This window comes from Blautia segnis (genome assembly GCF_014287535.1).
Lineage (GTDB): Bacteria > Bacillota > Clostridia > Lachnospirales > Lachnospiraceae > Blautia_A > Blautia_A acetigignens.
Window position 1 is genome coordinate 42,742 of record NZ_JACOOT010000017.1, and the last position, 24,306, is coordinate 67,047.

The 24,306-nt window shown below is 46.5% G+C and carries 26 protein-coding genes and 1 pseudogene; 22 read left to right on the forward strand and 5 right to left on the reverse strand.

Annotated features, from left to right (window positions below; translation table 11 throughout):
- The first annotated feature begins 29 nt into the window (after nt 1-29).
- Nucleotides 30-638: a DUF4317 family protein gene (locus tag H8S54_RS07600; protein ID WP_186901231.1), complete on the forward strand. Its 609-nt coding sequence runs from the start codon at nt 30-32 to the stop codon at nt 636-638.
- 57 nt (nt 639-695) lie between these two features.
- Here H8S54_RS07600 and H8S54_RS07605 read toward each other — a convergent pair whose 3' ends face one another.
- Both H8S54_RS07605 and H8S54_RS07610 read right to left on the reverse strand, forming a co-directional pair.
- Complete coding sequence (locus H8S54_RS07605) at nt 696-1,151, reverse strand: HD domain-containing protein (protein WP_117854617.1); 456 nt, start codon at nt 1,149-1,151, stop codon at nt 696-698.
- Nucleotides 1,152-1,155: 4 nt separating this feature from the next.
- Nucleotides 1,156-1,878 (reverse strand): hypothetical protein, encoded by a 723-nt coding sequence (locus H8S54_RS07610; protein ID WP_021925909.1) that lies wholly within the window; start codon nt 1,876-1,878, stop codon nt 1,156-1,158.
- A gap of 239 nt (nt 1,879-2,117) precedes the next feature.
- Between H8S54_RS07610 and H8S54_RS07615 the strand changes: the two genes are divergently transcribed.
- From H8S54_RS07615 to H8S54_RS07675, 13 genes are all read left to right on the forward strand, one after another.
- Nucleotides 2,118-3,092 (forward strand): beta-ketoacyl-ACP synthase III, encoded by a 975-nt coding sequence (locus tag H8S54_RS07615; protein WP_117854615.1) that lies wholly within the window; start codon nt 2,118-2,120, stop codon nt 3,090-3,092.
- A gap of 75 nt (nt 3,093-3,167) precedes the next feature.
- On the forward strand, nt 3,168-3,392 hold the full coding sequence (gene acpP, locus H8S54_RS07620; RefSeq protein WP_021925911.1) for an acyl carrier protein: 225 nt from the start codon (nt 3,168-3,170) through the stop codon (nt 3,390-3,392).
- A 64-nt stretch (nt 3,393-3,456) separates the two neighbouring features.
- Complete coding sequence (fabK, locus tag H8S54_RS07625) at nt 3,457-4,395, forward strand: enoyl-[acyl-carrier-protein] reductase FabK (protein WP_021925912.1); 939 nt, start codon at nt 3,457-3,459, stop codon at nt 4,393-4,395.
- Complete coding sequence (fabD, locus tag H8S54_RS07630) at nt 4,388-5,311, forward strand: ACP S-malonyltransferase (RefSeq protein ID WP_117854610.1); 924 nt, start codon at nt 4,388-4,390, stop codon at nt 5,309-5,311. Before fabK ends, fabD begins: the two co-directional genes overlap by 8 nt.
- Before the next feature lie 82 nt (nt 5,312-5,393).
- Nucleotides 5,394-6,134, forward strand: coding sequence for a 3-oxoacyl-[acyl-carrier-protein] reductase (gene fabG / locus H8S54_RS07635; RefSeq protein WP_186901215.1), 741 nt, complete (start codon nt 5,394-5,396; stop codon nt 6,132-6,134).
- Nucleotides 6,131-7,369 carry a beta-ketoacyl-ACP synthase II gene (fabF, locus tag H8S54_RS07640; protein WP_021925915.1) on the forward strand — a complete coding sequence of 413 codons (1,239 nt, stop codon included), beginning with the start codon at nt 6,131-6,133 and terminating at the stop codon, nt 7,367-7,369. The genes fabG and fabF overlap by 4 nt, the downstream gene beginning before the upstream one ends.
- Before the next feature lie 27 nt (nt 7,370-7,396).
- A complete protein-coding gene (gene accB, locus H8S54_RS07645) occupies nt 7,397-7,879 on the forward strand; it encodes an acetyl-CoA carboxylase biotin carboxyl carrier protein (RefSeq protein ID WP_173766508.1) in 483 nt (160 codons plus the stop codon).
- Between the two features lie 9 nt (nt 7,880-7,888).
- Nucleotides 7,889-8,317, forward strand: a complete 429-nt coding sequence (gene fabZ / locus H8S54_RS07650; protein WP_173766510.1) for a 3-hydroxyacyl-ACP dehydratase FabZ — start codon at nt 7,889-7,891, stop codon at nt 8,315-8,317.
- Between the two features lie 24 nt (nt 8,318-8,341).
- The gene (locus H8S54_RS07655; RefSeq protein ID WP_021925918.1) at nt 8,342-9,706 is read left to right on the forward strand and encodes an acetyl-CoA carboxylase biotin carboxylase subunit; all 1,365 of its coding nucleotides are present in this window, start codon (nt 8,342-8,344) and stop codon (nt 9,704-9,706) included.
- A complete protein-coding gene (locus H8S54_RS07660) occupies nt 9,696-11,390 on the forward strand; it encodes an acetyl-CoA carboxylase carboxyl transferase subunit (protein WP_021925919.1) in 1,695 nt (564 codons plus the stop codon). The genes H8S54_RS07655 and H8S54_RS07660 overlap by 11 nt, the downstream gene beginning before the upstream one ends.
- Before the next feature lie 120 nt (nt 11,391-11,510).
- On the forward strand, nt 11,511-11,948 hold the full coding sequence (locus tag H8S54_RS07665) for a MarR family winged helix-turn-helix transcriptional regulator (RefSeq protein WP_021925920.1): 438 nt from the start codon (nt 11,511-11,513) through the stop codon (nt 11,946-11,948).
- Nucleotides 11,949-12,023: 75 nt separating this feature from the next.
- Entirely contained in the window at nt 12,024-13,052 is a 1,029-nt protein-coding gene (locus H8S54_RS07670) for an ABC transporter substrate-binding protein (protein ID WP_186901216.1), read from the forward strand.
- The gene (locus tag H8S54_RS07675) at nt 13,027-13,803 is read left to right on the forward strand and encodes an ABC transporter permease (RefSeq protein WP_021925922.1); all 777 of its coding nucleotides are present in this window, start codon (nt 13,027-13,029) and stop codon (nt 13,801-13,803) included. Before H8S54_RS07670 ends, H8S54_RS07675 begins: the two co-directional genes overlap by 26 nt.
- A 32-nt stretch (nt 13,804-13,835) precedes the next feature.
- Here H8S54_RS07675 and H8S54_RS07680 read toward each other — a convergent pair whose 3' ends face one another.
- The gene (locus H8S54_RS07680) at nt 13,836-14,474 is read right to left on the reverse strand and encodes an endonuclease III domain-containing protein (protein ID WP_021925923.1); all 639 of its coding nucleotides are present in this window, start codon (nt 14,472-14,474) and stop codon (nt 13,836-13,838) included.
- A gap of 356 nt (nt 14,475-14,830) precedes the next feature.
- Here H8S54_RS07680 and H8S54_RS07685 point away from each other — a divergent pair, with 356 nt between their 5' ends.
- Nucleotides 14,831-15,985, forward strand: coding sequence for a ComEC/Rec2 family competence protein (locus tag H8S54_RS07685; protein ID WP_186901217.1), 1,155 nt, complete (start codon nt 14,831-14,833; stop codon nt 15,983-15,985).
- 115 nt (nt 15,986-16,100) lie between these two features.
- Here the strand turns inward: H8S54_RS07685 and H8S54_RS07690 are convergent, their stop codons facing one another.
- Together H8S54_RS07690 and H8S54_RS07695 are read right to left on the reverse strand one after the other, a co-directional pair.
- The gene (locus tag H8S54_RS07690; RefSeq protein WP_173766520.1) at nt 16,101-18,359 is read right to left on the reverse strand and encodes a glycogen/starch/alpha-glucan phosphorylase; all 2,259 of its coding nucleotides are present in this window, start codon (nt 18,357-18,359) and stop codon (nt 16,101-16,103) included.
- Nucleotides 18,360-18,448: 89 nt separating this feature from the next.
- On the reverse strand, nt 18,449-19,345 hold the full coding sequence (locus H8S54_RS07695; protein ID WP_021925926.1) for an AraC family transcriptional regulator: 897 nt from the start codon (nt 19,343-19,345) through the stop codon (nt 18,449-18,451).
- A gap of 194 nt (nt 19,346-19,539) precedes the next feature.
- Between H8S54_RS07695 and H8S54_RS07700 the strand changes: the two genes are divergently transcribed.
- The 7 genes and pseudogenes from H8S54_RS07700 to H8S54_RS07730 all read left to right on the forward strand — a co-directional run bounded on the left by H8S54_RS07700 (nt 19,540) and on the right by H8S54_RS07730 (nt 24,289).
- A complete protein-coding gene (locus tag H8S54_RS07700; RefSeq protein WP_117854653.1) occupies nt 19,540-20,313 on the forward strand; it encodes an HD domain-containing protein in 774 nt (257 codons plus the stop codon).
- Nucleotides 20,307-20,885 carry a M48 family metallopeptidase gene (locus H8S54_RS07705; protein WP_243176706.1) on the forward strand — a complete coding sequence of 193 codons (579 nt, stop codon included), beginning with the start codon at nt 20,307-20,309 and terminating at the stop codon, nt 20,883-20,885. The genes H8S54_RS07700 and H8S54_RS07705 overlap by 7 nt, the downstream gene beginning before the upstream one ends.
- 17 nt (nt 20,886-20,902) lie before the next feature.
- Nucleotides 20,903-22,144: pseudogene (locus H8S54_RS07710) on the forward strand (endonuclease Q family protein); the annotation flags it as partial.
- Between the two features lie 34 nt (nt 22,145-22,178).
- Nucleotides 22,179-22,649 (forward strand): metallophosphoesterase family protein, encoded by a 471-nt coding sequence (locus tag H8S54_RS07715; RefSeq protein ID WP_021925930.1) that lies wholly within the window; start codon nt 22,179-22,181, stop codon nt 22,647-22,649.
- Between the two features lie 115 nt (nt 22,650-22,764).
- Nucleotides 22,765-23,241, forward strand: a complete 477-nt coding sequence (locus H8S54_RS07720; protein WP_021925931.1) for a hypothetical protein — start codon at nt 22,765-22,767, stop codon at nt 23,239-23,241.
- The gene (locus H8S54_RS07725) at nt 23,238-23,600 is read left to right on the forward strand and encodes a CidA/LrgA family protein (RefSeq protein ID WP_021925932.1); all 363 of its coding nucleotides are present in this window, start codon (nt 23,238-23,240) and stop codon (nt 23,598-23,600) included. The genes H8S54_RS07720 and H8S54_RS07725 overlap by 4 nt, the downstream gene beginning before the upstream one ends.
- Nucleotides 23,597-24,289, forward strand: a complete 693-nt coding sequence (locus H8S54_RS07730) for an LrgB family protein (RefSeq protein ID WP_021925933.1) — start codon at nt 23,597-23,599, stop codon at nt 24,287-24,289. The genes H8S54_RS07725 and H8S54_RS07730 overlap by 4 nt, the downstream gene beginning before the upstream one ends.
- The last annotated feature ends 17 nt before the right edge of the window (nt 24,290-24,306 follow it).

Sequence of the window (24,306 nt, forward strand, 5' to 3'; positions counted from 1 at the left end):
TTATGGCAAATAAAATTGAACGTGAGGACATGCTGGCGCTGACCAGAAGAATGAATGTTTCCCGTTGTTCATTTACCCGGATAGCAGGCTGCTATGTAGATGGGGACGGCGATTTTGACGGCAGCTTTAATGTGAATTTCCTGAAGCTGTCCGCGGAAGAAAAGAAGCGGAATATAGAGCTGGCAAAAGCAGTTCCTTTTGCGGCAACCAATGTGAATCTGAAGCGTTATGAATTTTCCCAGGAGGATATGCGCCCGGGCACAGTGTGGCAGCTTCTTATGGCGCTGCGGGAATGCGGACTGAAAAATGACGCCCTGATGGACAGCTTCTATGATCTGGTGATGGAGCACTACCAGAGCCGCAGGCCCTATGCAGTTTATATGTTTCACGACAGGTACGATATTCCCGCGAAGGCCGCGGACAAGGAAAGGCTGTGGGAATCGGAGGCAGTTTTTGAATATCTGATCTGTGTGATCTGTCCACTGGCAGATGAGTATGAGCCAGGTGCGCCGGAATGCGGATTTTTGTTCCCGGCATATACAGACGGCGGTGCGGATCTGAACCATGCGGCAGTGTTCCAGGCGGATAAGGACCGGCCGCACAGGGAACTGGTAGAGAAAATATTAGGTGTGAAATAAAAAGGTACCATATGTTTATCGGATGAAAATCTAATAAGCATATGGTACCTTTTTATTTCACACACCATGTTCCGCTTCATATTCCCGGATAATTTTAAGTGCGGCGGCATACTTGGTCCGCCAGTGCTTCAGCTGCTCCGGCGCGGGCGTGGTGCCGGAAAGCCGTGTCTCATCTGTATTATGTGCAATATCAGCAAGCTTTACCTTCCGTGCAAGAGGACTCTGGCAAAGTCTGCGGACATAGTCCAGGTAATCATCGGAAGGAGCATGGGTAAGCAGAAGGACTGTCTGCACAATTTCTTCCGAAAAATCTTTTTCCAGATCCTGGACTGTAAGGGGTGTATCTTCCAGGACATCATGAAGCAGGGCAATGCATGTGGTGGTTTCATCCTCCATCTGTTCTGCAAGATGGATGGGGTGAAAAATATAAGGGACACCGCTTTGGTCAAACTGGCCTTCATGAGCCTTGTATGCCAGCTTCATGGCCTTGATGGTTAGGGGAGTATATACCATTTTTTTATTCTGCGGGAGCAGCCTCCGTATCAGCATTTAGTGGAGTAAAAGCTGCCAGGACTTCATCTGCTTCTGTCTGAGTATCTGCGGTGTAGGATAAGATGATGGAGACAAACTTTCCTCCCTGTTTACGTGTGCAGTATTTCTGAAGAACTTCGTAATCATTGATGGTGACGCTGGTTTCCATAACGCGGAAATCCTGTCCGCCAATCTGTGCGTCTGTAACTTCTGAATAAGTATATCCCATCTGTGTAGCGTCCAGCATTTGCTGAGCAGCCAGGAAATACTGGTCTACGGTCATATTTTCCAGAGAAGCATCCTCTACTACCAGGGAAACATTGGGAAAACCGGAGACAGAGGAAGCCATCATTTCATAAACGGTGCCGGACAAAGCATCCTCACCAAGCTCCATGCCGGAAGATTCTTCCAGCGTGCTCTGGCCCTGTCGCATAACAGATTCTAATTCTTCTTCTGTATTCATGACAACGGTTTCCGGTGGGGTAAACTTCAGATTCAGCCATTCGCTCTGATAGTCTGTTTCGGTGATGGTACCTTTTTCGTAGGGGGTGTCAGCTGTGTCTTCTGCGGCATCAGAAGCCTCATCAGAAGCGGTATCAGCTTCTGCTTCCGTCTGCGCCGCATCCTCCGCCAGTACAGGAACTGCGTTCACGGTACACAGGGAAAATGCCAGCACAGCCGGTATTATCAAACTGTTTTTTCTTCGCATGAAATCATCCTCCTGAGATTTTTACTACATGGCATATGACCGTCTGGCCACACGTCCATGCAGCAGGAACAATAACGTTTATACGACCATTATAACGGCGGATGCCAAAAGGTACAACCCCTTTTCCACCCGAAATTATGCTGAAAATAAATATTGACAAATGAAAAAACTGTGATATACTTTGATAATCAAACTATTTTAAAGCAAAATAATTAAAGCATCACATACCAGGAGGTATTATGACTGGAAAAATAAAAGGGACCGGTTCCTACATACCGGTTCAGGTGTGGGACAATGACAAGCTGTCCCACATGATGGATACAAGCGATGAATGGATCCGCGGCCGCACAGGAATCGGGCAGCGGCACATTGCATCCGGTGAAGAAACCGTTTCCTATATGGCGGCAAAGGCCGGCGAGGCTGCACTTGCAGATGCGAAAATGAAGCCGGAAGAAATTGATCTGATTCTGGTATCGACCATGTCCGCGGAAATAATCATGCCCTGTGCGGCCTGCGAGGTGCAGAAACTGCTGGGCGCGGTTCACGCAACCTGCTTTGATCTAAATGGTGCCTGTACAGGATTTTTGCTGGCACTGAATACGGCGCAGGCCTATCTGGGCGGACGGATTTACCGCACAGCGCTGGTGATCGGAGCGGAGGCGCTTTCCCATCTCACCAACTGGCAGGACAGAAGCACCTGCGTGCTGTTTGGCGATGGAGCCGGGGCTGTGGTGCTGGAAGCAGATCCGTCGGCGGTGTACGTTCAGGCCACTCATTCCATTGGAAATGGCGGAGGCGCGCTTACCTGTGCCAGCAGAAATCAGCCGGGATTTGCAGAAGAAAATGCAGACCTTACGCCCACTTACATGCAGATGGATGGAAAGGAAGTATTCAAATTTGCAGTTTCAAAGGTGCCAGAGGTGATCCAGGAGGTCCTTGAGCAGGCAGGAAAAACAAAGGAAGAAATCCGTTATTATATGCTTCATCAGGCTAACTCAAGAATTGTTTCATCTGTGGCAAAGCATATGAAAGAACCTTTGGAAAAATTCCCCATGAACATAGAAAATCTGGGAAATACTTCTTCTGCAAGCATTCCCATTCTTCTGGATGAATGGAAGAAAAAGGAAAGACTTAAAGCCGGAGACTGGATCATTCTTTCCGGTTTCGGCGGGGGGCTTACCTATGGGGCAAGCCTGCTGAAATGGCTGATATAGAGAAAAAAGCAAGAGAGAAAATACTCATTTTGCAGCATAAAATAATAGAAGAAAACAGAACAGGAGAATAATAAAATGTTAGAAAAAATCAAAGAAATCACAGCAGATTCATTAGGAGCAGACGTAAACACACTGACAGCAGAGACTTCATTTAAGGAAGACCTTGGAGCAGATTCCCTGGATCTTTTTGAGATGGTAATGGCACTGGAAGAAGAGTTTGAGGTGGAGATTCCAACAGAGGATCTGGAGAATATTAAGACGATAGGGGATGTGGAAGCATACCTTCAGAGCCGCCAGTAATCATCCTGCGTCAATATGACGGTTACTTAATATTCGATGTACTGGTTACAGAATGGAGATTTTTATGAAAACAGAAGTGACGAAATTACTTGGAATTGAATATCCCATCATTCAGGGAGGCATGGCATGGGTGGCAGAATACCACCTGGCAGCAGCTGTTTCTGAGGCTGGCGGACTTGGCCTGATCGGTGCTGCAAGTGCCCCGGCTGAGTGGGTACGCCAGCAGGTACAGGAGGTAAAGAAGCTTACTGACAAGCCATTTGGCGTTAATATTATGCTGATGAGTCCATACGCAGATGAGATTGCAAAAGTTATTGTAGAGGAAAAGGTTCCGGTGGTTACCACTGGTGCCGGCAACCCGGAAAAGTACATGAAAATGTGGAAGGAAGCAGGCGTGAAGATCATCCCGGTAATCGCTTCCGTTGCCCACGCAAAGAGAATGGAACGCTGCGGTGCAGATGCGGTTGTGGCGGAAGGCTGTGAATCCGGCGGACATATCGGGGAGACCACCACAATGGTTCTGGTGCCGCAGGTTGCGGATGCAGTGAGCATTCCGGTGATTGCAGCAGGGGGAATCGCAGATGGAAGAGGCATTGCGGCAGCCTTTATGCTGGGTGCAAAGGGCGTGCAGATGGGTACTCATTTTGTAGCCACAGAAGAGTGCTGGGCCCATCAGAATTATAAGGATATGATTCTGAAAGCTAAGGACATTGACACGAAAGTAACCGGACGTTCCACCGGTCATCCGGTTCGTGCCCTTCGCAATCAGATGACCCAGGAGTACCTGAAAAAAGAGGCTGAGGGAGTACCCTTTGAGGAACTGGAGCAGATGACACTGGGAAGTCTTCGCCGTGCTGTTGTGGACGGAGATGTGAAAATGGGAAGCGTTATGGCAGGCCAGAGCGCTGGTCTTGTGAAAGAGCAGTTAAGCTGTCATGACCTGATCCAGAAGCTGGTAAAAGAGACAGATGAACTGCTGAAAGGAACTGGAATTTATGAGTAAGATCGCATTTCTTTTCCCGGGACAGGGAGCGCAGAAGGCTGGAATGGGACAGGATTTTTATGAGAAATTTCCTTCTGCAAAGGAGATTTTTGACCAGGCCAGCCAGTGGCTTTCCCTGGATATGAAGGAGCTTTGCTTCAAAAAAAATGAAAGGCTTGACCTTACCGAATATACCCAGGCGGCTCTTGTCACCACCTGCCTTGCCATGGAAAAAGTAGTGGAAGAATACGGGCTTCACCCGGATGTAACCGCTGGCTTAAGCCTTGGGGAGTACTGTGCAATTGCTGTTTCCGGCGGAATGAGCGTGAAAGACGCCATCACAACCGTAAGAAAAAGGGGCATTCTGATGGAGCAGGCAGTGCCGGCAGGAGAAGGCTCCATGGCTGCGGTTCTGGGGCTTGGCGCATGGGAAATCGAGAGCGCAATCAAGGATACCAAAGCGGAAATTGCCAACTATAACTGTCCAGGACAGATCGTAATTACAGGACCAAAGGCGGCTGTAGAGGAGGCTTCCCTGAAGCTCAAAGAAGCAGGCGCAAGACGGGTTTTGCCCCTTGCAGTAAGCGGCCCATTCCACTCATCCCTGCTTCAAAATGCAGGAAAAGAGCTTGCAAAGGAGCTTGAAAATGTGGAATTTTTCGCTCTTCAGATCCCGTATGTGACCAATGTAACAGCGGAATATGTAACAGATATCAGCCAGACAAAAGAGCTTCTTGCAAAGCAGATTTCTTCTTCCGTGCGCTGGCAGCAGAGTGTGGATAAGATGCTGGCAGAAGGTGTGGACACCTTTGTAGAGATCGGCCCGGGCAAAACCCTGGCTGGTTTTATGAGAAAAATCGCACCGGATGTGAAAACTTATAACATTCAGAAAGTGGAAGATTTAGATCAGATCGCAGAGATTTTAGGCAGCAGATAAAACAGGAAAACAGCAGGGCGAAGTGGTCTTTTTGCCCGAACATTTTTATATGAGAACTGACATACAGGAGTAAAAAGAAAACATGAATGCAGAGAAAAAAATCGCAGTTGTGACAGGCGCTTCCCGTGGAATTGGAAGGGCAATTGCCCTTGAGCTTGCCAGACAGGGAGCATTTGTAATCATTAATTATAACGGTTCCAAAGAAAAAGCAGAGGCGGTAAAAGCTGAAATCCAGGCGGACGGCGGACAGGCAGAAATCAGCCAGTGCAATGTGGCAGACTTTGATGCCTGCGGTACTTTTATCAAAGAAATCGTGAAAACATATGGACGGATCGATATCCTGGTAAACAATGCAGGAATCACCAAAGACGGGCTTCTGATGGCAATGAGCGAGGAAGATTTCTGCAAGGTTGTGGACACAAATCTTAAGGGAACCTTTAACTGCATTCGCCATACAGCAAGACAAATGATAAAGCAGCGAAGCGGCCGTATTGTTAATATGGCATCTGTTGTAGGCATTGGCGGAAACCCGGGACAGGCCAATTATGCAGCCTCAAAAGCTGGAATCATCGGTCTTACCAAGACCGCGGCAAAGGAGCTTGCATCAAGAGGAATCACGGTAAATGCCATTGCTCCTGGCTTTATCAGAACGGACATGACAGATGTGCTTCCTGATAAGGTAAAAGAAGAAACCCTGAAAAATATCCCTATGGGAACATTTGGCGAGCCGGAGGATGTGGCGAAAGCAGCTGCCTTTTTCGCATCCCCGGAAGCAAAGTACATTACAGGACAGGTTTTGTGTGTAGACGGAGGAATGTTATGAATAAAAGACGTGTAGTGGTAACCGGACTTGGTGCGGTCACTCCTGTTGGAAATAATGTGGAAGCCTTCTGGGAAAGCGTGAAAGCAGGAAAGGTTGGAATCGGTGAAATCACAAAGTTTGATACCGCAGATTTCAAGGTAAAGCTTGCCGCAGAAGTGAAGGATTTTAATGCAAAAGATTACATGGATTTCAAGTCTGCGAAAAGAATGGAGCTGTTTTCCCAGTATGCAGTAGCGGCCGCAAAAGAAGCGATGACAGATGCCAGAATTGACATGGAAAAAGAAGATCCCTTCCGTGTTGGCGTCATCGTAGGCTCTGGAATCGGAAGCCTTCAGGCAATGGAAAATGCAGCGTTAAGGCTGGCTGAAAGGGGACCCTCTAAGGTTGATCCACTTCTTGTTCCAAAGATGATCAGCAACATGGCAGCGGGAAATGTATCCATTGCAACAGGTGCCAGAGGCAAATGCACCAACGTGGTAACGGCCTGTGCATCCGGAACCCACTGCATCGGTGACGCATACCGTGCCATTCAGTACGGAGATGCAGAAGTGATGCTGGCAGGCGGTACCGAAGGGGCAATCAGTCCGGTTGGAGTAGCCGGATTTACCAATCTGACAGCCCTTAGCACCAGCCAGGATCCTTACCGCGCATCCATTCCTTTTGACAAGGACCGAGGCGGTTTCGTCATCGGAGAAGGTGCCGGCGTGGTGGTCCTGGAAGAGCTGGAGCATGCCAAAGCAAGAAATGCAAAGATTTATGCAGAGGTAGTTGGATACGGGGCAACTGCAGACGCTTATCACATTACTTCTCCTATTGAAGACGGAAGCGGAGCTGCCCGGGCCATGACAGATGCAATGAAGGAAGCGGGGGCTTTACCAGAGGAAATTGATTATATCAATGCTCATGGAACCGGAACCCATCACAACGATCTTTTTGAGACAAGAGCCATCAAAGCAGCCCTTGGTGAGGCCGCCAAAAAGGTAAAAATTAACTCCACAAAGTCTATGATCGGTCATCTTCTTGGAGCTGCCGGCGGAGTGGAATTTGTAGTTTGTGCCAAGTCTGTTGAGGAAGGATTTATTCACCAGACAGTGGGTACAAAGGAAACAGAAGAAGAGCTGGATCTGGACTATTGCATCGATGGACCGTCACAGCAGGAAGTGAAGTATGCCATGAGCAATTCCCTTGGATTTGGCGGACATAATGCAGTTCTTCTGCTGAAAAAGTACCAATAAAAGCTGTCTCAAAAGGAGAAAAATACAATGGAATTTGAACAGATTTTAAAGTTAATTGACCATGTATCGGCATCTCATCTGGAGTCTTTTTGCTATGAAGGCGATGGAATAAAGCTGTCTTTAAATAATAAAATTGCCCCGGTGATCGTTGCAGGAATGCAGGGACAGACTGTGGCAGCTCCGGTGAATAAGACTGCGTCTGGCGGGGGATTTTCCAGCGTGGAAAAATCCACAGATTCTAATGATCATGAGGAAGCTTTCCAGGCAGAATCCAACGGAAATATTGTGAAATCTCCCCTGGTTGGAACCTTCTATGCAGCTCCTTCCGAGGATGCAGATCCTTTCGTGAAAATCGGAGATAAAGTGAAAAAAGGACAGGTTCTTGCCATTGTGGAAGCAATGAAGCTGATGAATGATATAGAAAGTGATTTTGATGGAGAAATTGCAGAAATTTATGTGGAAAACGGGCAGCCTGTGGAGTATGGACAGCCGTTATTTTGCATCAGATAAGGAGCAGATATGAACCATTTAAATATAAAACAGATCGAGGAAATTCTTCCTCACCGCCACCCTTTTCTTCTGGTGGATTATATTGAGGATTATGAGCCAGGAGAGTTCGCAGTAGGATACAAATGTGTAACCTTCCGTGAGGATTTCTTTCAGGGACATTTTCCCCAGGAGCCTGTAATGCCAGGTGTTTTGATCGTGGAAGCGCTGGCGCAGACTGGCGCGGTTGCCATTCTTTCCAAGCCGGAAAACAAGGGCAAGATTGCCTATTTTGGCGGCATTGACAAGTGCCGTTTCAAGGGCAAGGTGCAGCCGGGAGATAAGATGAAGCTGGAAATGAGAGTAATCAAGCAGAAAGGGCCTATGGGCGTTGGCGAGGCCATTGCCACAGTTGATGGAAAGCTTGTTGTGAAGGCTGAGCTTACCTTTATGGTAGGGTAAAAAGGTGCTCAGAAGGGTGAGAATATGATCAGAAAATTGTTAATTGCCAACCGCGGGGAGATTGCGGTAAGGATCATCCGGGCATGCCGGGAAATGGGAATTGAGGCTGTTGCAGTTTACTCAGAAGCGGACAAAGACAGCCTGCACACACAGCTTGCAGATGAGGCAGTCTGCATCGGTCCAGGTGCCTCTGCCAAAAGCTATCTGAATATGGAAAGCATTATCAGCGCGGCGATCATATCCGGTGCAGATGCCATACATCCGGGCTTTGGATTCCTGTCTGAGAATGCCAGATTTGCCCAGATCTGTGAGCAATGCAATCTTATTTTTGTAGGTCCGCCCTCACAGGTGATCCAGAATCTTGGAAACAAACAGATTGCCAGAAATACTATGGAAGCAGCTGGAGTTCCGGTAATTCCGGGAACCACAGAGGCTATTCTGGATGTGCAGACAGGAGCAAGAGAAGCAGACCGAATTGGTTATCCTGTCATCATAAAAGCAGCCCTTGGAGGCGGCGGGAAAGGCATGCGTACAGCCTTTTCCCCAGAGGAATTTGAACTGGCATTTCTCACCGCACAGAAGGAATCCCAGATTGCATTTGGGGATGGAACCATGTACATTGAGCACTTTGTGGAGCACCCAAGACACATTGAATTTCAGATCCTTGCAGACAGTCAGGGAAATGTGGTTCATCTTGGAGAACGGGATTGTTCTATCCAGCGAAACCATCAGAAAATGATCGAGGAATCCCCTTCCATGGCAGTGTCCGAAGAACTGAGAAACCAGATGGGAATGGCTGCTGTGAAAGCCGCAAAAGCAGCTCATTATGTGAATGCCGGAACCATTGAATTTCTTCTGGAAAAGACGGGAAAATTCTATTTTATGGAGATGAATACCCGCATTCAGGTGGAGCATCCGGTGACAGAATGGGTTACCGGTCTGGACCTTGTGAAGGAGCAGTTAAAGATCGCCTCCGGTCAGCCGCTGTCCTTTTCCCAGAAGGATATTCAGATACAGGGACATGCCATTGAGTGCCGCATTAATGCGGAAAATCCATGGAAAAACTTCCGTCCGTCCCCTGGAACCATTACGGATCTGCACCTGCCAGGCGGTCAGGGAATCCGCGTGGACACAGGAATTTACAGCGGTTATCAGATCCCTCCTTATTACGATTCCATGCTTGCAAAGCTGATCGTACACGGAAATAACCGCGAGGAAGCAATTGCAAAAATGAAGAGTGCGCTTGGGGAAGTGATCATCCAGGGCGTTGACACAAATGTAGATTATCAGTTTGAAATCATGAACGATCCGGACTATCAGAAAGGCATTTTTGATATTGGTTTTCTGGAAAGTCACCAGATCGGAGGAGTGAAGGTAAATGAAGCTTAAGTATGCCTTTAAACGTACAATCACAAATTCATCTGCTAGCGCAAGGCAGGAAACGAAGCCGGAAGTGCCGGATGGAATGCTGAAAAAATGCAATGCCTGCAAGGGCGCTGTTTTTGTAGATGAGGTAAAAAAGAACAACTACATCTGTCCTCACTGCGGCAATTATTTCCGCATTCATGCAAGGCGAAGAATCGAAATGATCGCAGATGAGGGAACCTTTGAAGAGTGGGATTCGGTCATGCCGATAAGCAATCCTCTGTCCTATAAAGGGTACCCGGATAAGGTGAAAAAGCTTCAGGAAAAGACGGGCCTTGACGAGGCTATTGTCACAGGAAGGGCGAAAATTGGCGGTGTATCTGCAGTTCTTGGTGTATGCGACAGCCGTTTTCTCATGGCAAGCATGGGAGAAAATGTAGGCGAAAAAATTGTCAGGGCAGTGGAAAAAGCTACGGAAGAAAGGCTTCCTGTGGTGCTGTTTGCCTGCTCCGGAGGGGCGAGAATGCAGGAGGGAATCGTATCCTTAATGCAGATGGCCAAGACCTCTGCGGCCTTAAAAAGACACAGTGATGCAGGGCTTCTTTACATCAGTGTTCTGACCAATCCAACCACCGGAGGGGTGACGGCAAGCTTTGCCATGCTGGGGGATATTATTCTTGCAGAACCAGGTGCACTCATTGGTTTTGCAGGGCCGAGAGTCATCGAGCAGACCATCCGTCAGAAGCTTCCAAAGGGCTTTCAGAAGTCAGAATTTCTTCTGGAACACGGATTTATCGACCAGATTGTAGAGCGAAAGGATATGAAAGAAACACTGGCACAGCTTCTGAAAATGCATTGCGAGAATGCTGCAGATAACAGGGATGAGAAGGCAGAGCAAGCAAATAAAGAGTCCTATTCTCCTGCAAAAAAGTCCGCCTGGGAGCATGTTCTCCTTGCCCGCAGTAAAGAACGGCCAACTGGAAAAGACTACATTCCATGGCTGTTTGACCACTTCTTGGAGCTTCACGGAGACCGTCTTTTCGGGGATGATTCTGCTTTGATCGGAGGCATTGCATACTTCGATGGAAAGCCTGTAACCGTGATCATACAGGAGAAAGGAAACGGAACCAAAGAGAATATTGCGTATAATTTCGGCATGGTTTCCCCGGAAGGATACCGCAAGTCCCTGCGCCTTATGAAGCAGGCTGAAAAATTCGGAAGACCAGTAATCTGCCTGGTGGATACCCCAGGTGCGTTCTGCGGGCTTGAGGCAGAAGAGCGTGGGCAGGGAGAGGCAATTGCCCGCAATCTTTTTGAGTTATCCGGTCTTAAAGTGCCGATTCTGTCCATTGTGATCGGAGAAGGAGGAAGCGGCGGAGCCCTTGCACTTGCCGTAGGAGATGAGGTCTGGATGATGGAAAATTCCATCTATTCCATTCTTTCCCCGGAAGGCTTTGCCACCATTTTATGGAAAGACAGCACAAAGGCAAAAGAGGCAGCTGAAGTGATGAAGCTGACTGCTTCTGACCTAAAAGATCTTGGAATGATTGAACAGATCATTCCGGAAAAAGAGCCCCTTACCAGAGAGAATATGATGGAGACAATGGAAGTTCTGGAGAAACGAGTCCGTGGTTTTCTGGATACATATTGTGCATATGATTTGGAAAAATTACTGAATAAGCGTTATAATCGTTTTAGAAATTTGTAAAATTGTAGAAAAATATACCAGATTGTGATATACTTACCGTAAATATTTGCTTGGAAGTTTTACAGAAAATACAGGAGGCTGCCGGCGGAAGCGGACAGCGCATATGCAGGAGAGAAGAGAGTGGAAAACAGGGAAGTTATTAATGATGTACTGGTGCATCTGTTTAACGAGATCATGGAGCTGGAAGAGCAGGCAATCATTACGGAGGAATACAAGGATATCACAAATAATGATATGCATATCATTGAGGCAGTTGGTCTTGGCGGAAACAAAATGTCTGACATTGCTGCCAAGCTGAACATCACCGTAGGCTCCTTGACGACCTCTATGAACAGTCTGGTAAAGAAGGGATACGCCACAAGAGAGAGAAGTGAACAGGACAGGCGCGTGGTATTTATCCATCTTACCTTGAAGGGAAGAAAAGCCTACCATCATCATGCGGAATTTCACCGTAAGATGACAGATGCCGTGCTGGATGTTCTGGATGAAAACGAAGCACTTGTACTGGCGAAAGCTCTGGACCGCCTGACTCTTTTCTTCAGACAATATAAGTCATAAAACCTTTCAGGCACATGTCAAATGTATCAAAAATATGGAAGCTGGATCCCCACAGGACCCGGAAAGGACAGTCTTATGAAGAAAAGAACAGTATCATGGATTATGACAGCAGCACTTGGTGTGGGAGCACTGACCGGAAGTATGTGCAGTGCAAATCTGGTTTTTGCAGAAGAGCAGACAGAAGAACAGAATGCAGAGAGTGCAGAGGAGACAGAACAGACGGATACAGACGATTCTGTTATGAAAATTGGCGCTCTTAAGGGGCCTACCGCAATGGGAATGGCACAGCTTCTGGATGATGAGAATTATGAATTTTCCATTGTGGCATCACCGGATGAAATCGTCCCGATGATCGTTCAGGGACAGGTTGATATTGCGGCAGTTCCTTCCAATCTTGCCTCTGTTTTATATCAGAAAACAGACAAAAACATCAGCGTACTGGCAGTGAACACGCTTGGAGTTCTTTACCTTGTGGAGAACGGGGATTCCATTCAGTCTGTAGAGGATCTGAAGGGCAAAACCATTTACGCCAGCGGCAAAGGTGCTACACCCGAGTATGCGTTAACCTCTGTTCTGGAAGCCAACGGACTGGATCCTGAGAAGGACGTAACCATTGAGTACAAGTCCGAACATGCAGAGGTAGTAGCAGCCCTTGCAGAGGATCAGACCGCAGTGGGACTTCTTCCTCAGCCATTTGTAACCACAGCGCTTATGAAGAATGAGAACCTTCGCGTTGCTCTGGATCTGAACGATCTGTGGGAGTCTTCTGTGACAGATGGAAGCAAGCTGGTAACTGGTGTTTTAGTTGCAAGAAATGACTATCTCAAAGAGCATGAGGCAGACGTAGATGCCTTTATGGATGCATATAAGAACTCTGTGGAATTTGTAAATTCTGATACGGAGGCAGCCGCTGAGATTATTGGAAACCACGACATTATTTCTGCTGAAGTAGCAGTAAAAGCCATTCCACAGTGCAGCATTGTATTTATGGAGGGTGATGAAATGCAGACCATTCTTTCCGGTTATCTGAACACCTTAAACGAGCAGAATCCGGAGATCATCGGAGGCCAGTTGCCGGATGAGGACTTCTACTACAAACGCTAATGAGATAAAAAAACATCGGTTATGTTATAAAATACTGGCAGCTGCCGTCTGGATTCTGGTCTGGCAGCTTGCCAGCATGTGGCTGAAACAGGAGATCCTTCTGGCATCTCCTGTTTCTGTTATAAGAAGGCTTGGGCAGCTGATTGTGACCGCAGATTTCTGGAGATCTATCGGATTCAGCTTTGGCAGGATCGTTCTTGGATTTACCCTGGCGCTGGTTCTTGGAACTTTGCTGGCGGCACTTTCCTATGGGTTTTCTGCAGTGGAAATTCTCATGGATCCGCTGATTACAGTGATCAAAGCCACTCCGGTTGCCTCCTTTATTATCCTGTGCCTGATCTGGATTCCATCCAGAAATTTATCCGTTTTTATTTCCTTTCTTATGGTTTTTCCAGTGGTCTACACCAACCTTCTGGAGGGCCTGCGGCAGACGGATAAGCAGCTTCTGGAAATGGCAGATTCCTTTGGCGCAGGGCTTGGGAAAAAGGTAGAATTCGTTTATCTTTCCCAGGTTATGCCTTATGCAGCTACGGCCTGCAAGCTTGGACTTGGGCTTTGCTGGAAGGCTGGAATTGCCGCCGAAGTCATCGGAATTCCCACCGGTTCCATCGGTGAAAAATTATACAAATCTAAGGTCTATCTGGAAACACCGGACTTGTTTGCCTGGACCATTGTGATTATATTTGTGAGCATGACCTTTGAGAAAATATTTTTATTTTTCCTGAAAAAAATCACCGGGGAGCAGCCATAAAGACGTGGCTTTCCGGTGATTTTTGATTCTTTTTAGCTGACTCCGTTTTTTGCGCAGATGTCTGCCAGGCAGCATCTGTCACAGTAAGGTTTGGTTCTTGCGGTACAGACTTCACGTCCGTGATTGACCAGGCGATGGCAGAAATCATTGCCTTCTTCCGGCGGAATGATTTTCCAAAGTGCCATCTCCACTTTCTTTGGTTCTTTGATGTTGTCTACAAGGCCGATTCGGTTGGTCAGGCGGATGCAGTGGGTATCTGTGACAATGGCAGGCTTGCCAAACACATCTCCCATGATCAGGTTGGCGCTTTTTCGCCCAACTCCGGGGAGGGCAAGAAGGGCATCGAAGTCGCATGGAACATTATCCTGGTATTTCTCGTGAAGGATCTTCATGCAGGCACTGATGTCACGGGCTTTGCTTTTTCCCAGTCCGCAGGGCTTTACGATTGCCTCGATTTCTTCCGGTGTAGCAGATGCAAGTGCGGCTACATCCGGGTATTTGGCGTACAGGTCCTGAACCACTACATTTACCCTTGCGTCCGTACACTGCGCTGCCAGCCGCACACTTACCAGAAGCTTCCACGCCTCATCATAATCCAGGGTACAGTCCGCCAGAGGATATTCTTTTTTTAACCGATCTATCACTTCAAGAGCAAGTTCTTCTTTTGTCATAAAATTCCTTTCTGAGAATCTGGATGCTTACAGATTCCGTTATTATTTTAAGGCAAGTTCTGTGTATATTGTAATGGGAAAATTGCAATTTTGCAAGTTTACGCTGTCCTGTTTTTATGCTAAAATTATGGAAAGTCACTGTTCACTCCGTGCCCAGTAACACGCTTCGCGATGCACAGAAATCATGCTTTGCATGATTTCGCGCCGCAATCCTCGGGTTTTCTGTGAACTTTGTTCACAAAAAACACCTCGCGGAACATTACCCGTGAACAGTAACATAGAAAATATTCACGAACGATTCCGCTGCAAAGCGGCCTTTGCAATTCGTGTGCGAAATACGGGGGAGGAAATGCAAAATGAAAGTACGTATGTATAATGTAGGCTGCGGCGACTGCTTCTGTCTGCGGGACCGCAAGGGAAGTCTTCTGGTAGATTTCGGAACCAGCAATAACCGGATTGACGGACACCCAAGAAGTGATATCTTTGATGTGATCATCTCAGATTTTACCACCATTTCCCACAAAAGCCTTCTACTGACCAATTTTCAGCTGGACCATATATCCGGCCTTCTTTACATGCTGAAAAAGTACAGGGGAAGCAATGACTTTAACAAAATTTACCTTCCAGACGTATTTTCTGCTTCCTCCATGAGCCGAACCCTCACCCTTCTTCTGCTTTCCGACCTTATGAAAAATACGTATCTCCCCAGCAAACAGATCAGCCTTTATGCCTTCGTGGAAGCCCTGGTGAAACAGCCCCAGAATATTGAATTTCTGAAAAGAGGAGATATCTTCGAGAGCAAATACCAGGTTCTCTGGCCAGACTGCAGCGTGATTGAGAAGGAAACCGCCGAGAATTATGCCTACATTCAGTCTTTAGAGAAAAGAGAGAACGCTGTATCAAACAGAGAAAACGAGTTTACAGAAGCCTTGCTTCGCCTTGAAACTTTCGCGGACAAACTGCGCCAGATTATCTGCGGAACCCTCAAAACCAACGCTTACGCTCTGGAATGCGAGTTCCGTGACTTAAGAGAAGACCCGTCAGTCATCCAGATGCTCCAGACCTTTGAAGCTGCAAACCTCAACCTCCGCCAGTTCAAAAACAAGATCAGTCTGGTCTTTCACAGCACCACAGACGGAGAAATGAACGTTCTTTTCACCGGAGACATTCCAGGGAAATATATGGAAATGATCGCCGCCAACTATGATGACGCTCTGCCCCTCCACGAACACTACTGGTGCGTCAAAGTCCCCAACCACGGCATCCAGGCGGACTACTTCGACTTTACCGACTATACCCCGGAGAACATGCTCATCTCCAACGGCATCTACTACGCCGACAACAAGAAACAAACCAAAGCCTACCGCACCTCCGCCCAGTACGCCGGCCTTTTCTACATCAACGACACCCACATGTACTGCTCCAGCTCCGCCTGCTGCGACGGCTACCGCAATGGCTGCACCTGCAAAGAATGCGATGTAATTTCCCCGCAGTATTATAAAGACATTTAACCCTCTACACTCCATTTTCCTACAAGTGAAAATCAAGAATAGAAAGAAGCGTCAAGATTGTACAAAATATAACAATCCTGCCGCTTCTGGATGTCGTCCGCCTTGAATACTTTATTTAGTTCAAATGCCAAATATCTTTATTATACTGCTCAATCGTTCTATCAGAAGAGAAGAATCCAGCCTCCCCAATATTCACAAGCATCTTCTTCGCCCACGCATTACGATCCTCATAATCCGCAAACACCTGATCCTTAACCTTAATATAATCCTTCAGATCCAGTAAAGTCATAAACCAGTCCTTATTCAGAAGCTCGTTGTAGAAGTTTCTCAAATGCTCCTCTTTACCAATCTTCAGCATCGGCTCGCTGACAATGAAATCCACATACTTCTTAATATCAGCATCCCCCTCATAAATCGCACGGGAATTATAATCAGCCTTCTCATAATGCTTAATAATCTCATCACTGGACTCACCAAAGATATAAATATTATCCTCGCCAACCAGCTCACTGATCTCCACATTTGCACCATCCATGGTACCAAGAGTAACCGCACCATTCAGCATAAACTTCATGTTTCCGGTACCGCTGGCTTCCTTAGAAGCAAGAGAAATCTGCTCAGAAATATCACAAGCCGGAATCAGCTTCTCAGCTGCGCTCACATTGTAGTTCTCAACCATAACAAGCTTCATATAAGGAGCCACATCCGGGTCATTCTGGATCAAAGTCTCCAGAGTCAGAAGCAGATGAATGATATCCTTAGCGATATAATAAGCAGGAGCAGCCTTTGCACCAAAAATGAAAGTAATCGGTCTCTCCGGCTTCTTGCCGCCCTTGATCTCCAGATATTTATAGATAATATACAGCGCATTCAGCTGCTGACGCTTGTACTCATGAAGTCTTTTGATCTGGATATCAAAAACACTGTTCTCATCAATCTCGACACCAGTATTTTCCAGAACAAAATCCTTGCAGATTTTCTTCGCATCCGCCTTAATTGCAAGCAGCTGATCCAGAACCTTTTGGTCATCCTTGAAAGCAAGCAGCTTTTTCAGCTCATCTGCATTTTTCTTGTATCCATCTCCGATCAGAGAAGAGATATATTTTGCAAGAGGCTGGTTACAGTACATCAGCCATCTGCGGAATGTAATGCCATTGGTCTTATTATTGAATTTTTCCGGATAAATCTCATAGAACTGATGCAGCTCAGAGTTCTTCAGAATTTCGGTATGAAGAGCAGCAACACCGTTGATAGAGAATCCGTAATGAATATCCATATGAGCCATGTGAACCAGATTATTGCTGTCAATAATAGCAAGATTCTCAGCCGGATATTTTGCTTTAACCTTCTCATCTAACTTGCGGATGATCGGAACAAGCTGCGGAACAATATCCTCCAGATAGTGGATCGGCCATTTCTCAAGAGCCTCAGCCAGGATAGTATGGTTGGTATATGCGCATACATGGGAAACGATATCAGCAGCCTCATCAAAGCCGATTCCCTTCTCTCCAAGGAGACGGATAAACTCCGGAATGATCATGCTCGGGTGAGTATCGTTGATCTGAACAACTGCATAATCAGCAAGGTCGTGAAGATTGCTTCCCTTGGAAACTGCCTCATCCAGAATCAGCTGTGCAGCGTTGCTTACCATGAAATACTGCTGGTAAACACGAAGCTTGCGTCCGTCCTCATCGCTGTCATCCGGGTACAGGAACAGTGTCAGGTTGTGCAGAATGTCTTTCTTGTTGAAAGCAATTCCGTCATGAACCATGGACTCATCTGCCAGGTCAATATCGAAAAGACGAAGATGGATTGCTTTGTTTTCATAGCCTGCAACATCGATATTATACATAGTAGATTTCAGGGAAAAGCCTCTGAACGGAACCATGTAAGTCACATCTGTAGCAGTCAGCCAGGACTCAGGAGTGATCCATGGGTTCGGAACCTCATGCTGAAGGTTGTCCTCAAAAACCTGTTTGAAAAGTCCCAGATGATAGTTCAGTCCGATACCTTCTCCAGGAAGTCCAAGTGTTGCGATGGAATCCAAAAAGCAGGCAGCCAGACGTCCAAGTCCGCCGTTTCCAAGAGATGGTTCCGGCTCAACGGACTCAATCTCAGCAAGGGATTTGCCGTTCTCTTTTAAGAATTCTGCAACCTCATCATAGATGCCAAGGTTGATCAGATTGTTGGAAAGAAGCTTTCCAATAAGGAACTCTGCAGAGATATAATAGATTTTTTTCTTTCCCTCATGATAGCCCTTTGCAGCAAGTTGTTTTTTGGTGTATGTGAGAAGGGCTTCGTATACTTCCTGGTTGGTACATGTGCTGCAGTCTTTGCCAAACATGTCCTGAATCATAGTTTTTAAAGCTTCCATAATTTTCTCCTTTCAAGAGCGATTACCTGTGTTTGATGGTGTTATATTAGCATATGCAGATGAAAGAAAAATACAACAAAACTGTTCTGTTATGACATTTTTTTGCGAAATTTGTGAGGGGAAAGCTGGTTGGCCTCCTGAAATTTTTTTATAAAATAGCTGGTATTGTTAAAGCCCACGTCAAGAGCAATGTCCGTGACCGAAGCATCTGTATGCAGAAGAAGGGATTTTGCCTTCTCAAGCCTGTAATCATTCAGATAAGCGGCTGCCGTTTTTCCAGTATACTGCTTAAAAAGCTTCATAAAATAAAATTCACTGTAATTGGAAAGCCCTGATAATTCTTTAACAGACAAAGGCTCCCGGTAGTGGGCACTGATGTAGTCCAACACCTTTTTTATGGATAAAAGATTTCTGTTCTGCTCTGCATCCGTGGTAATAATATAATTTCCTGCAAGCATTTCATAAAAAAGTCCGTAAAAAAGCCCCTTTAATTTCATATAATAGAAAGGCGGCTTGTCCTTATGGCACTGATGGATTTCACAGAAGAGATGGAAAATGTTGCCGTAGTTTTCATGGGAACGGGTGATCAGGTGAGTGAATTCCGCCCGGTTTTCCATAAGAAGGGAAATCACCTTTTCCTGGCAGAGATCTCCTGCAGGTCCGGCCAGAAAACTAAGGTCAAACACAACGCTTCTGTAATATAAAATATGCCGGGAATCGGATTTAATTCCATGAAGAACCCCGCTGTTTACAATAAGAAGATCTCCCTCCTTCAGGCGCAGGGTCTCCCGGTTCAGCCTTGCAAGGCCGCTTCCCTGGTCGATGCAGATGATCTCCATTTCCTTATGCCAGTGGTTGTAAAGGGAGCGGAAAATCACGCAGTTATCTGTATAGGTTTCCACAGGCAGCTCAAAAGAACCATGAGTCTCCAGTTCCTTCATGGTCTCGTCAACATTTGGGGAGATTTCTGTTTTCTTCTCTGCCATCATGACCTCCTTATAGTATGTGCCGTTGCTCCCATTATACGTTACAGGTGAAGAAGGTGCAAGCCTGATACACCCTGTAAAGTGTCCGGGAAAATAATTTTGAAAAACTGCGGATAGTATTGGAAAAGCAACTGTGGTAGTTTATAATGACACTGTAATAAGCCTAAAAGATAGAGAGGAACATGACCGTGAAACTGGATTTTAAACAGGCAAGAGACGCATTTGAAGCGTATTTAGATGAGTATGACAGAGAAGATGAGAAAATAAAATTAAAGATTGTTCACACTTATGGCGTGGTAAAAAGTGCCCGTGAAATTGGCAAAAGAATGCATTTAAATGAAGAAGACCAGCAGCTGGCAGAGCTGATCGCGCTGCTTCATGACATTGGAAGATTCGAGCAGCTGCGCCTGTATAACAGCTTTTCCCCGGACACGATGGATCATGCAGCGTTTGGCGCACAGCTTCTTTTTGAAGGGGAAAACCCTATGATCCGCAGATTCCTTCCAGACCCGGAATTCGATGAGATTATCCATACAGCAATCGCCAGACACAGCGATTTTAAGTTGGAAGGAATTACAGATGAAAGAATCCTTTTCCATGCAAAAATGATCCGCGATGCAGATAAGCTGGACAACTGCCGGGTTAAGCTGCAGGAGTCCGTTGAGGCAATGATCGGGGTTCCCCAGGAGAAAGCCGGAGAGGGGCTGATCTCTCCAAAGGTATGGGAATCCTGTCTGAAAAAAGAAGCTGTTTTGTCTCCGGACCGTGTGACATCTGTGGACTACTGGGTGTCCTATGTGGCGCAGTATTATGACCTGAATTTCAAAGAAACCTGGCAGATCATGAAGGAAGAGGATTACATTTCCAGGATCATATGGCGGCTGGATTATAAAGAAAAAGATACTCTGGAAAAGATGAAAATCCTGGATCAGCAGATGAATGATTATATGGAGAATATCTTATGCTAAATGAGAAGATTTCCTATCAGATTATCCGAAGCCAGCGAAAAACCATGAGTCTGGAAATCAAACCGGATGGTCAGATCATCGTCCGTGCACCTCTTCGATTATCCCAGGTGAGAATCCGCAGATTTGTTGAGCAGAAGCAGGAATGGATTTTGAAAAATCTGGAGAAAATCCAGAAAAGGGAAGTGCAAAGAGAAACAGTTCCGGGACTTTCAAAGGAAGAACGAACCCGTCTGCAGCAGGAAGTCTGCCGGAAAATTCCAGAGCGCACAGCCTATTTTGCAGAAAAAATAGGGGTAAGCTACGGAAGAATTACCCTGCGCCAGCAGAAAACAAGATGGGGCAGCTGCAGTGCAAATGGAAATCTGAACTTTAACTGGCTGCTGATTCTGGCACCGCCAGAGGTGCTCGATTATGTGGTTGTCCATGAGCTCTGCCACCGCAGACAGATGAACCATTCCCAGGCATTCTGGAACGAAGTCAGCGCAGTTTTGCCCGGTTATAAGGAGCAGAAAAAATGGCTGAAGGACAACGGCTGGAAGCTGATGGAGCTTGGCATGCAGGAGTCTAAGTAACCAATTTTAGATAAGAAATGGAGCAAAATACAGTGAAAGTAATTGCAGATCTTCACATTCATTCCAGATATTCCATGGCTACCAGCAAGCTTGGAACCCCGGAATATCTGGATCTCTGGGCAAGGAAAAAGGGGATTACCCTTATTGGAACAGGGGATTTTACCCACCCTGCATGGAGGGAAGAACTAAAAGAAAAACTGATCCCTGCAGAGGAAGGCTTATATCGCCTGAAGGACGAATATGTGCTGGAAGAGGCACGAAACCTTCCCGGACAGGCACCCCGCTTTGTAGTAACAGGTGAGATCAGTTCTATTTATAAAAAGAATGGAAAGTGCCGGAAGGTTCACAATGTACTGCTTTTGCCAGGCCTTGAAGCGGCAGATCAAATGGCAGAAAGCCTGGAAAAAATCGGAAATATCCATTCAGACGGCAGGCCCATTCTCGGCCTGGACTGCCATGATCTTCTTGAGATGCTTCTGGAAAACTGTCCCCGGGGAATGCTGGTTCCGGCTCATATCTGGACTCCGCATTTCGCATTATTCGGAGCTTTTTCCGGCTTTGATACCATGGAAGAGTGCTTTGAGGATCTGACTCCTTATGTGCATGCTGTGGAAACCGGACTGTCTTCCGACCCGCCGATGAACTGGCGCTTATCTGCTCTTGACGGACTTCAGCTTATCTCAAATTCAGATGCCCACTCCCCTTCCAAGCTGGGAAGAGAGGCCAATCTTTTGGACATTGATCTTTCCTATGAGGGGCTTCACGGTGCCATTCAGTATGGAAAAGGCCTGGAAGGAACCCTGGAATTTTTCCCGGAAGAGGGGAAATATCATTACGACGGACATCGGAAATGCCACATCTGTTTAAGTCCCGAGGAGGCAGAAAAATACCACGGAAAATGTCCGGTATGCGGGAAGAAACTAACCATAGGGGTAGACCATAGAATCATGGAACTGGCAGACCGGGATGCCGGATTTGTGAAAGAAAATGCCAGACCTTTTGAGAGTATTGTACCCCTTCCGGAGGTGATTTCCGCCTGTGTGGGAAAGTCTCCTGCAGCCAAAACCGTAACCGGAGAATACGAGAAAATGCTTCAGAAATTTGGCTCGGAATTTGCAATTTTGCGAAAAGTTCCTATAGCAGATATAGAGCGGGAAAACGGCACCAGAATCGCGTCCGGAATTCAAAGATTAAGAGATGGAAAGGTAATCTGCACACCTGGATTTGACGGAGAATATGGAAAAATCCGTCTGTTCGAGGAATGATAATAAACCATAACGGGAGGAACCGGATATGTCAGAAAAAATAAAAATGGGGATTATTTCAGATACCCATGGGCTTCTTCGGGAAGAAGTGAAAGAGCGATTGAAGGACTGCACTTATATTTTCCATGCAGGAGATGTGGACAGGCCGGAAATACTGGATGAGCTGCGTACTATGGGATTCTTGTATGTGGTGCGCGGCAACAATGACGGATACTGGGCGCAGAATTTAAGGAGAAGCCTGAACTTTTCCGTTGGAAATGTAAAGTTTTTCATGGTCCATGACAGAAAGGATGCGGCATGGGAGCTTGGGGATACTCAGGTGGTAATTTTTGGGCACAGCCATAAATATTTCTGTCAGGAAATTGACGGACGGCTTTGGCTGAATCCGGGAAGCTGTGGGAGAAACCGATTTGGCGGCGAGGTGACAATGGCAGTGATGACTGTGGAAAATGGTTCCTGGGAAGTAGAAAAAATCGTGCTTCAAAAGGAACGGCTGTAGAAAAAAAGCCCAAAAGCAGCCTGATAATTGTCGAAAGATGACATTGAAATTTTAACTGTAGAAAAGGTATAATGGGGCAGACAAAAAAATGCCATGAAAGAAATGAGGATTTGCAGTGGAGAAAAAAGAAAACGATGTGAAATTCATTGTGGGAATAATCATTCTTCTGGTAATCTTTGGCGTAGTAGGAGGATCCTTCTGGAATCTTGTTGCGAAGCAGGCTGAGAAGGATAAGCAGGAGGAAGCCCGCCTTGAGCAGGAAGCCATCCGCGCGATCTACGTAGAAGCCGGAGATGTACTGAAAGAAATGGTATTCGTGGATATGGACAAAAAGACGGTTTTCAAGGCAGATATTCCCAAGGAAGGAATTTATAACAGAAATGACAAGCTGATTGCCGGAGACACTCTGGAAAACGGAGATATGGTTAAGGTCTACGGCGATGGGAATATGACCAAATCCATACCGGCAAGCTACCCGGGCGTGACGAAGATGAAGCGGAATGGACGGGCTACACTGGAGGAACTGCAGCCGTATCTGGAAATTGCAAATGGACTTCTTTGTGGAGACAGCGAGGAGGAAGACAAAAAGTGAAATATCTCAGGCAATTTTGTATTATTCTGCTGATTTCAGCGTTAGGGGAGGGATTACATATCCTTCTGCCCCTTCCGGTACCAGCCAGCGTTTATGGGCTTGTACTGATGCTGGGTGCACTGACAAGCGGAATTTTGAAGCTGGAACAGGTGGAAGACGCAGCAGATTTTCTGGTTGAAATTATGCCGGTTATGTTTGTACCGGCAGGGGTAGGCCTTCTGGAAGCATGGGGAGACCTGCAGCCCATCTGGCTTCCTGTTGTGATCATTACAATTCTGACAACTGTGATCGTAATGGTAGTTACGGGACGCAGTACCCAGTTTGTAATCAAAAAAGACAGGAGGAAAGAGAAGAAATGATATCTTTTATTGAGAATTCCCTGTTTTTCGGGGCAGCAGTAAGTCTGGTAGGATATGAGATTGGACTTTTGCTGAAGAAAAAGTTCAAGATGGCATTGTTTAATCCTCTTCTGATTGCGATTTTGTGCGTTATGGGCGTGCTGCAGCTGATGCAGGTGGACTATAAGACCTACAATGCAGGCGGGCAGTATATCAGTTATCTGCTCACTCCTGCTACTGTGTGCCTTGCAGTGCCCCTGTACAGACAGCTTACTCTTCTTCGCAAGAATCTGAAGGCGGTTATTATCGGGATCGTTTCCGGTGTGCTGGCAAGCATGGTAAGCGTTCTGGTTTTTGCAAAGCTGTTCGGACTTTCCCATTCACAGTATGTAACTTTGCTTCCCAAGTCCATTACAACAGCCATTGGAATGGGCGTATCTGAGGAACTGGGCGGTCTTGTGACCATTACCGTTGCAGTTATTATTATCACCGGAGTACTTGGAAATGTGATCGCAGAGGCAGTCTGCAAGATCGCAAAAATCGAGGAGCCTATCGCGAAAGGGCTTGCGCTTGGTACATCCGCTCACGCTATCGGTACTGCCAAGGCTATGGAAATGGGACCGGTAGAAGGTGCCATGAGCAGTCTTGCAATTGCGGTTGCCGGTCTTCTGACGGTTATCACAGCGTCTGTTTTTGCCGGATTTATGTAAAAACAGGATTCTAACAT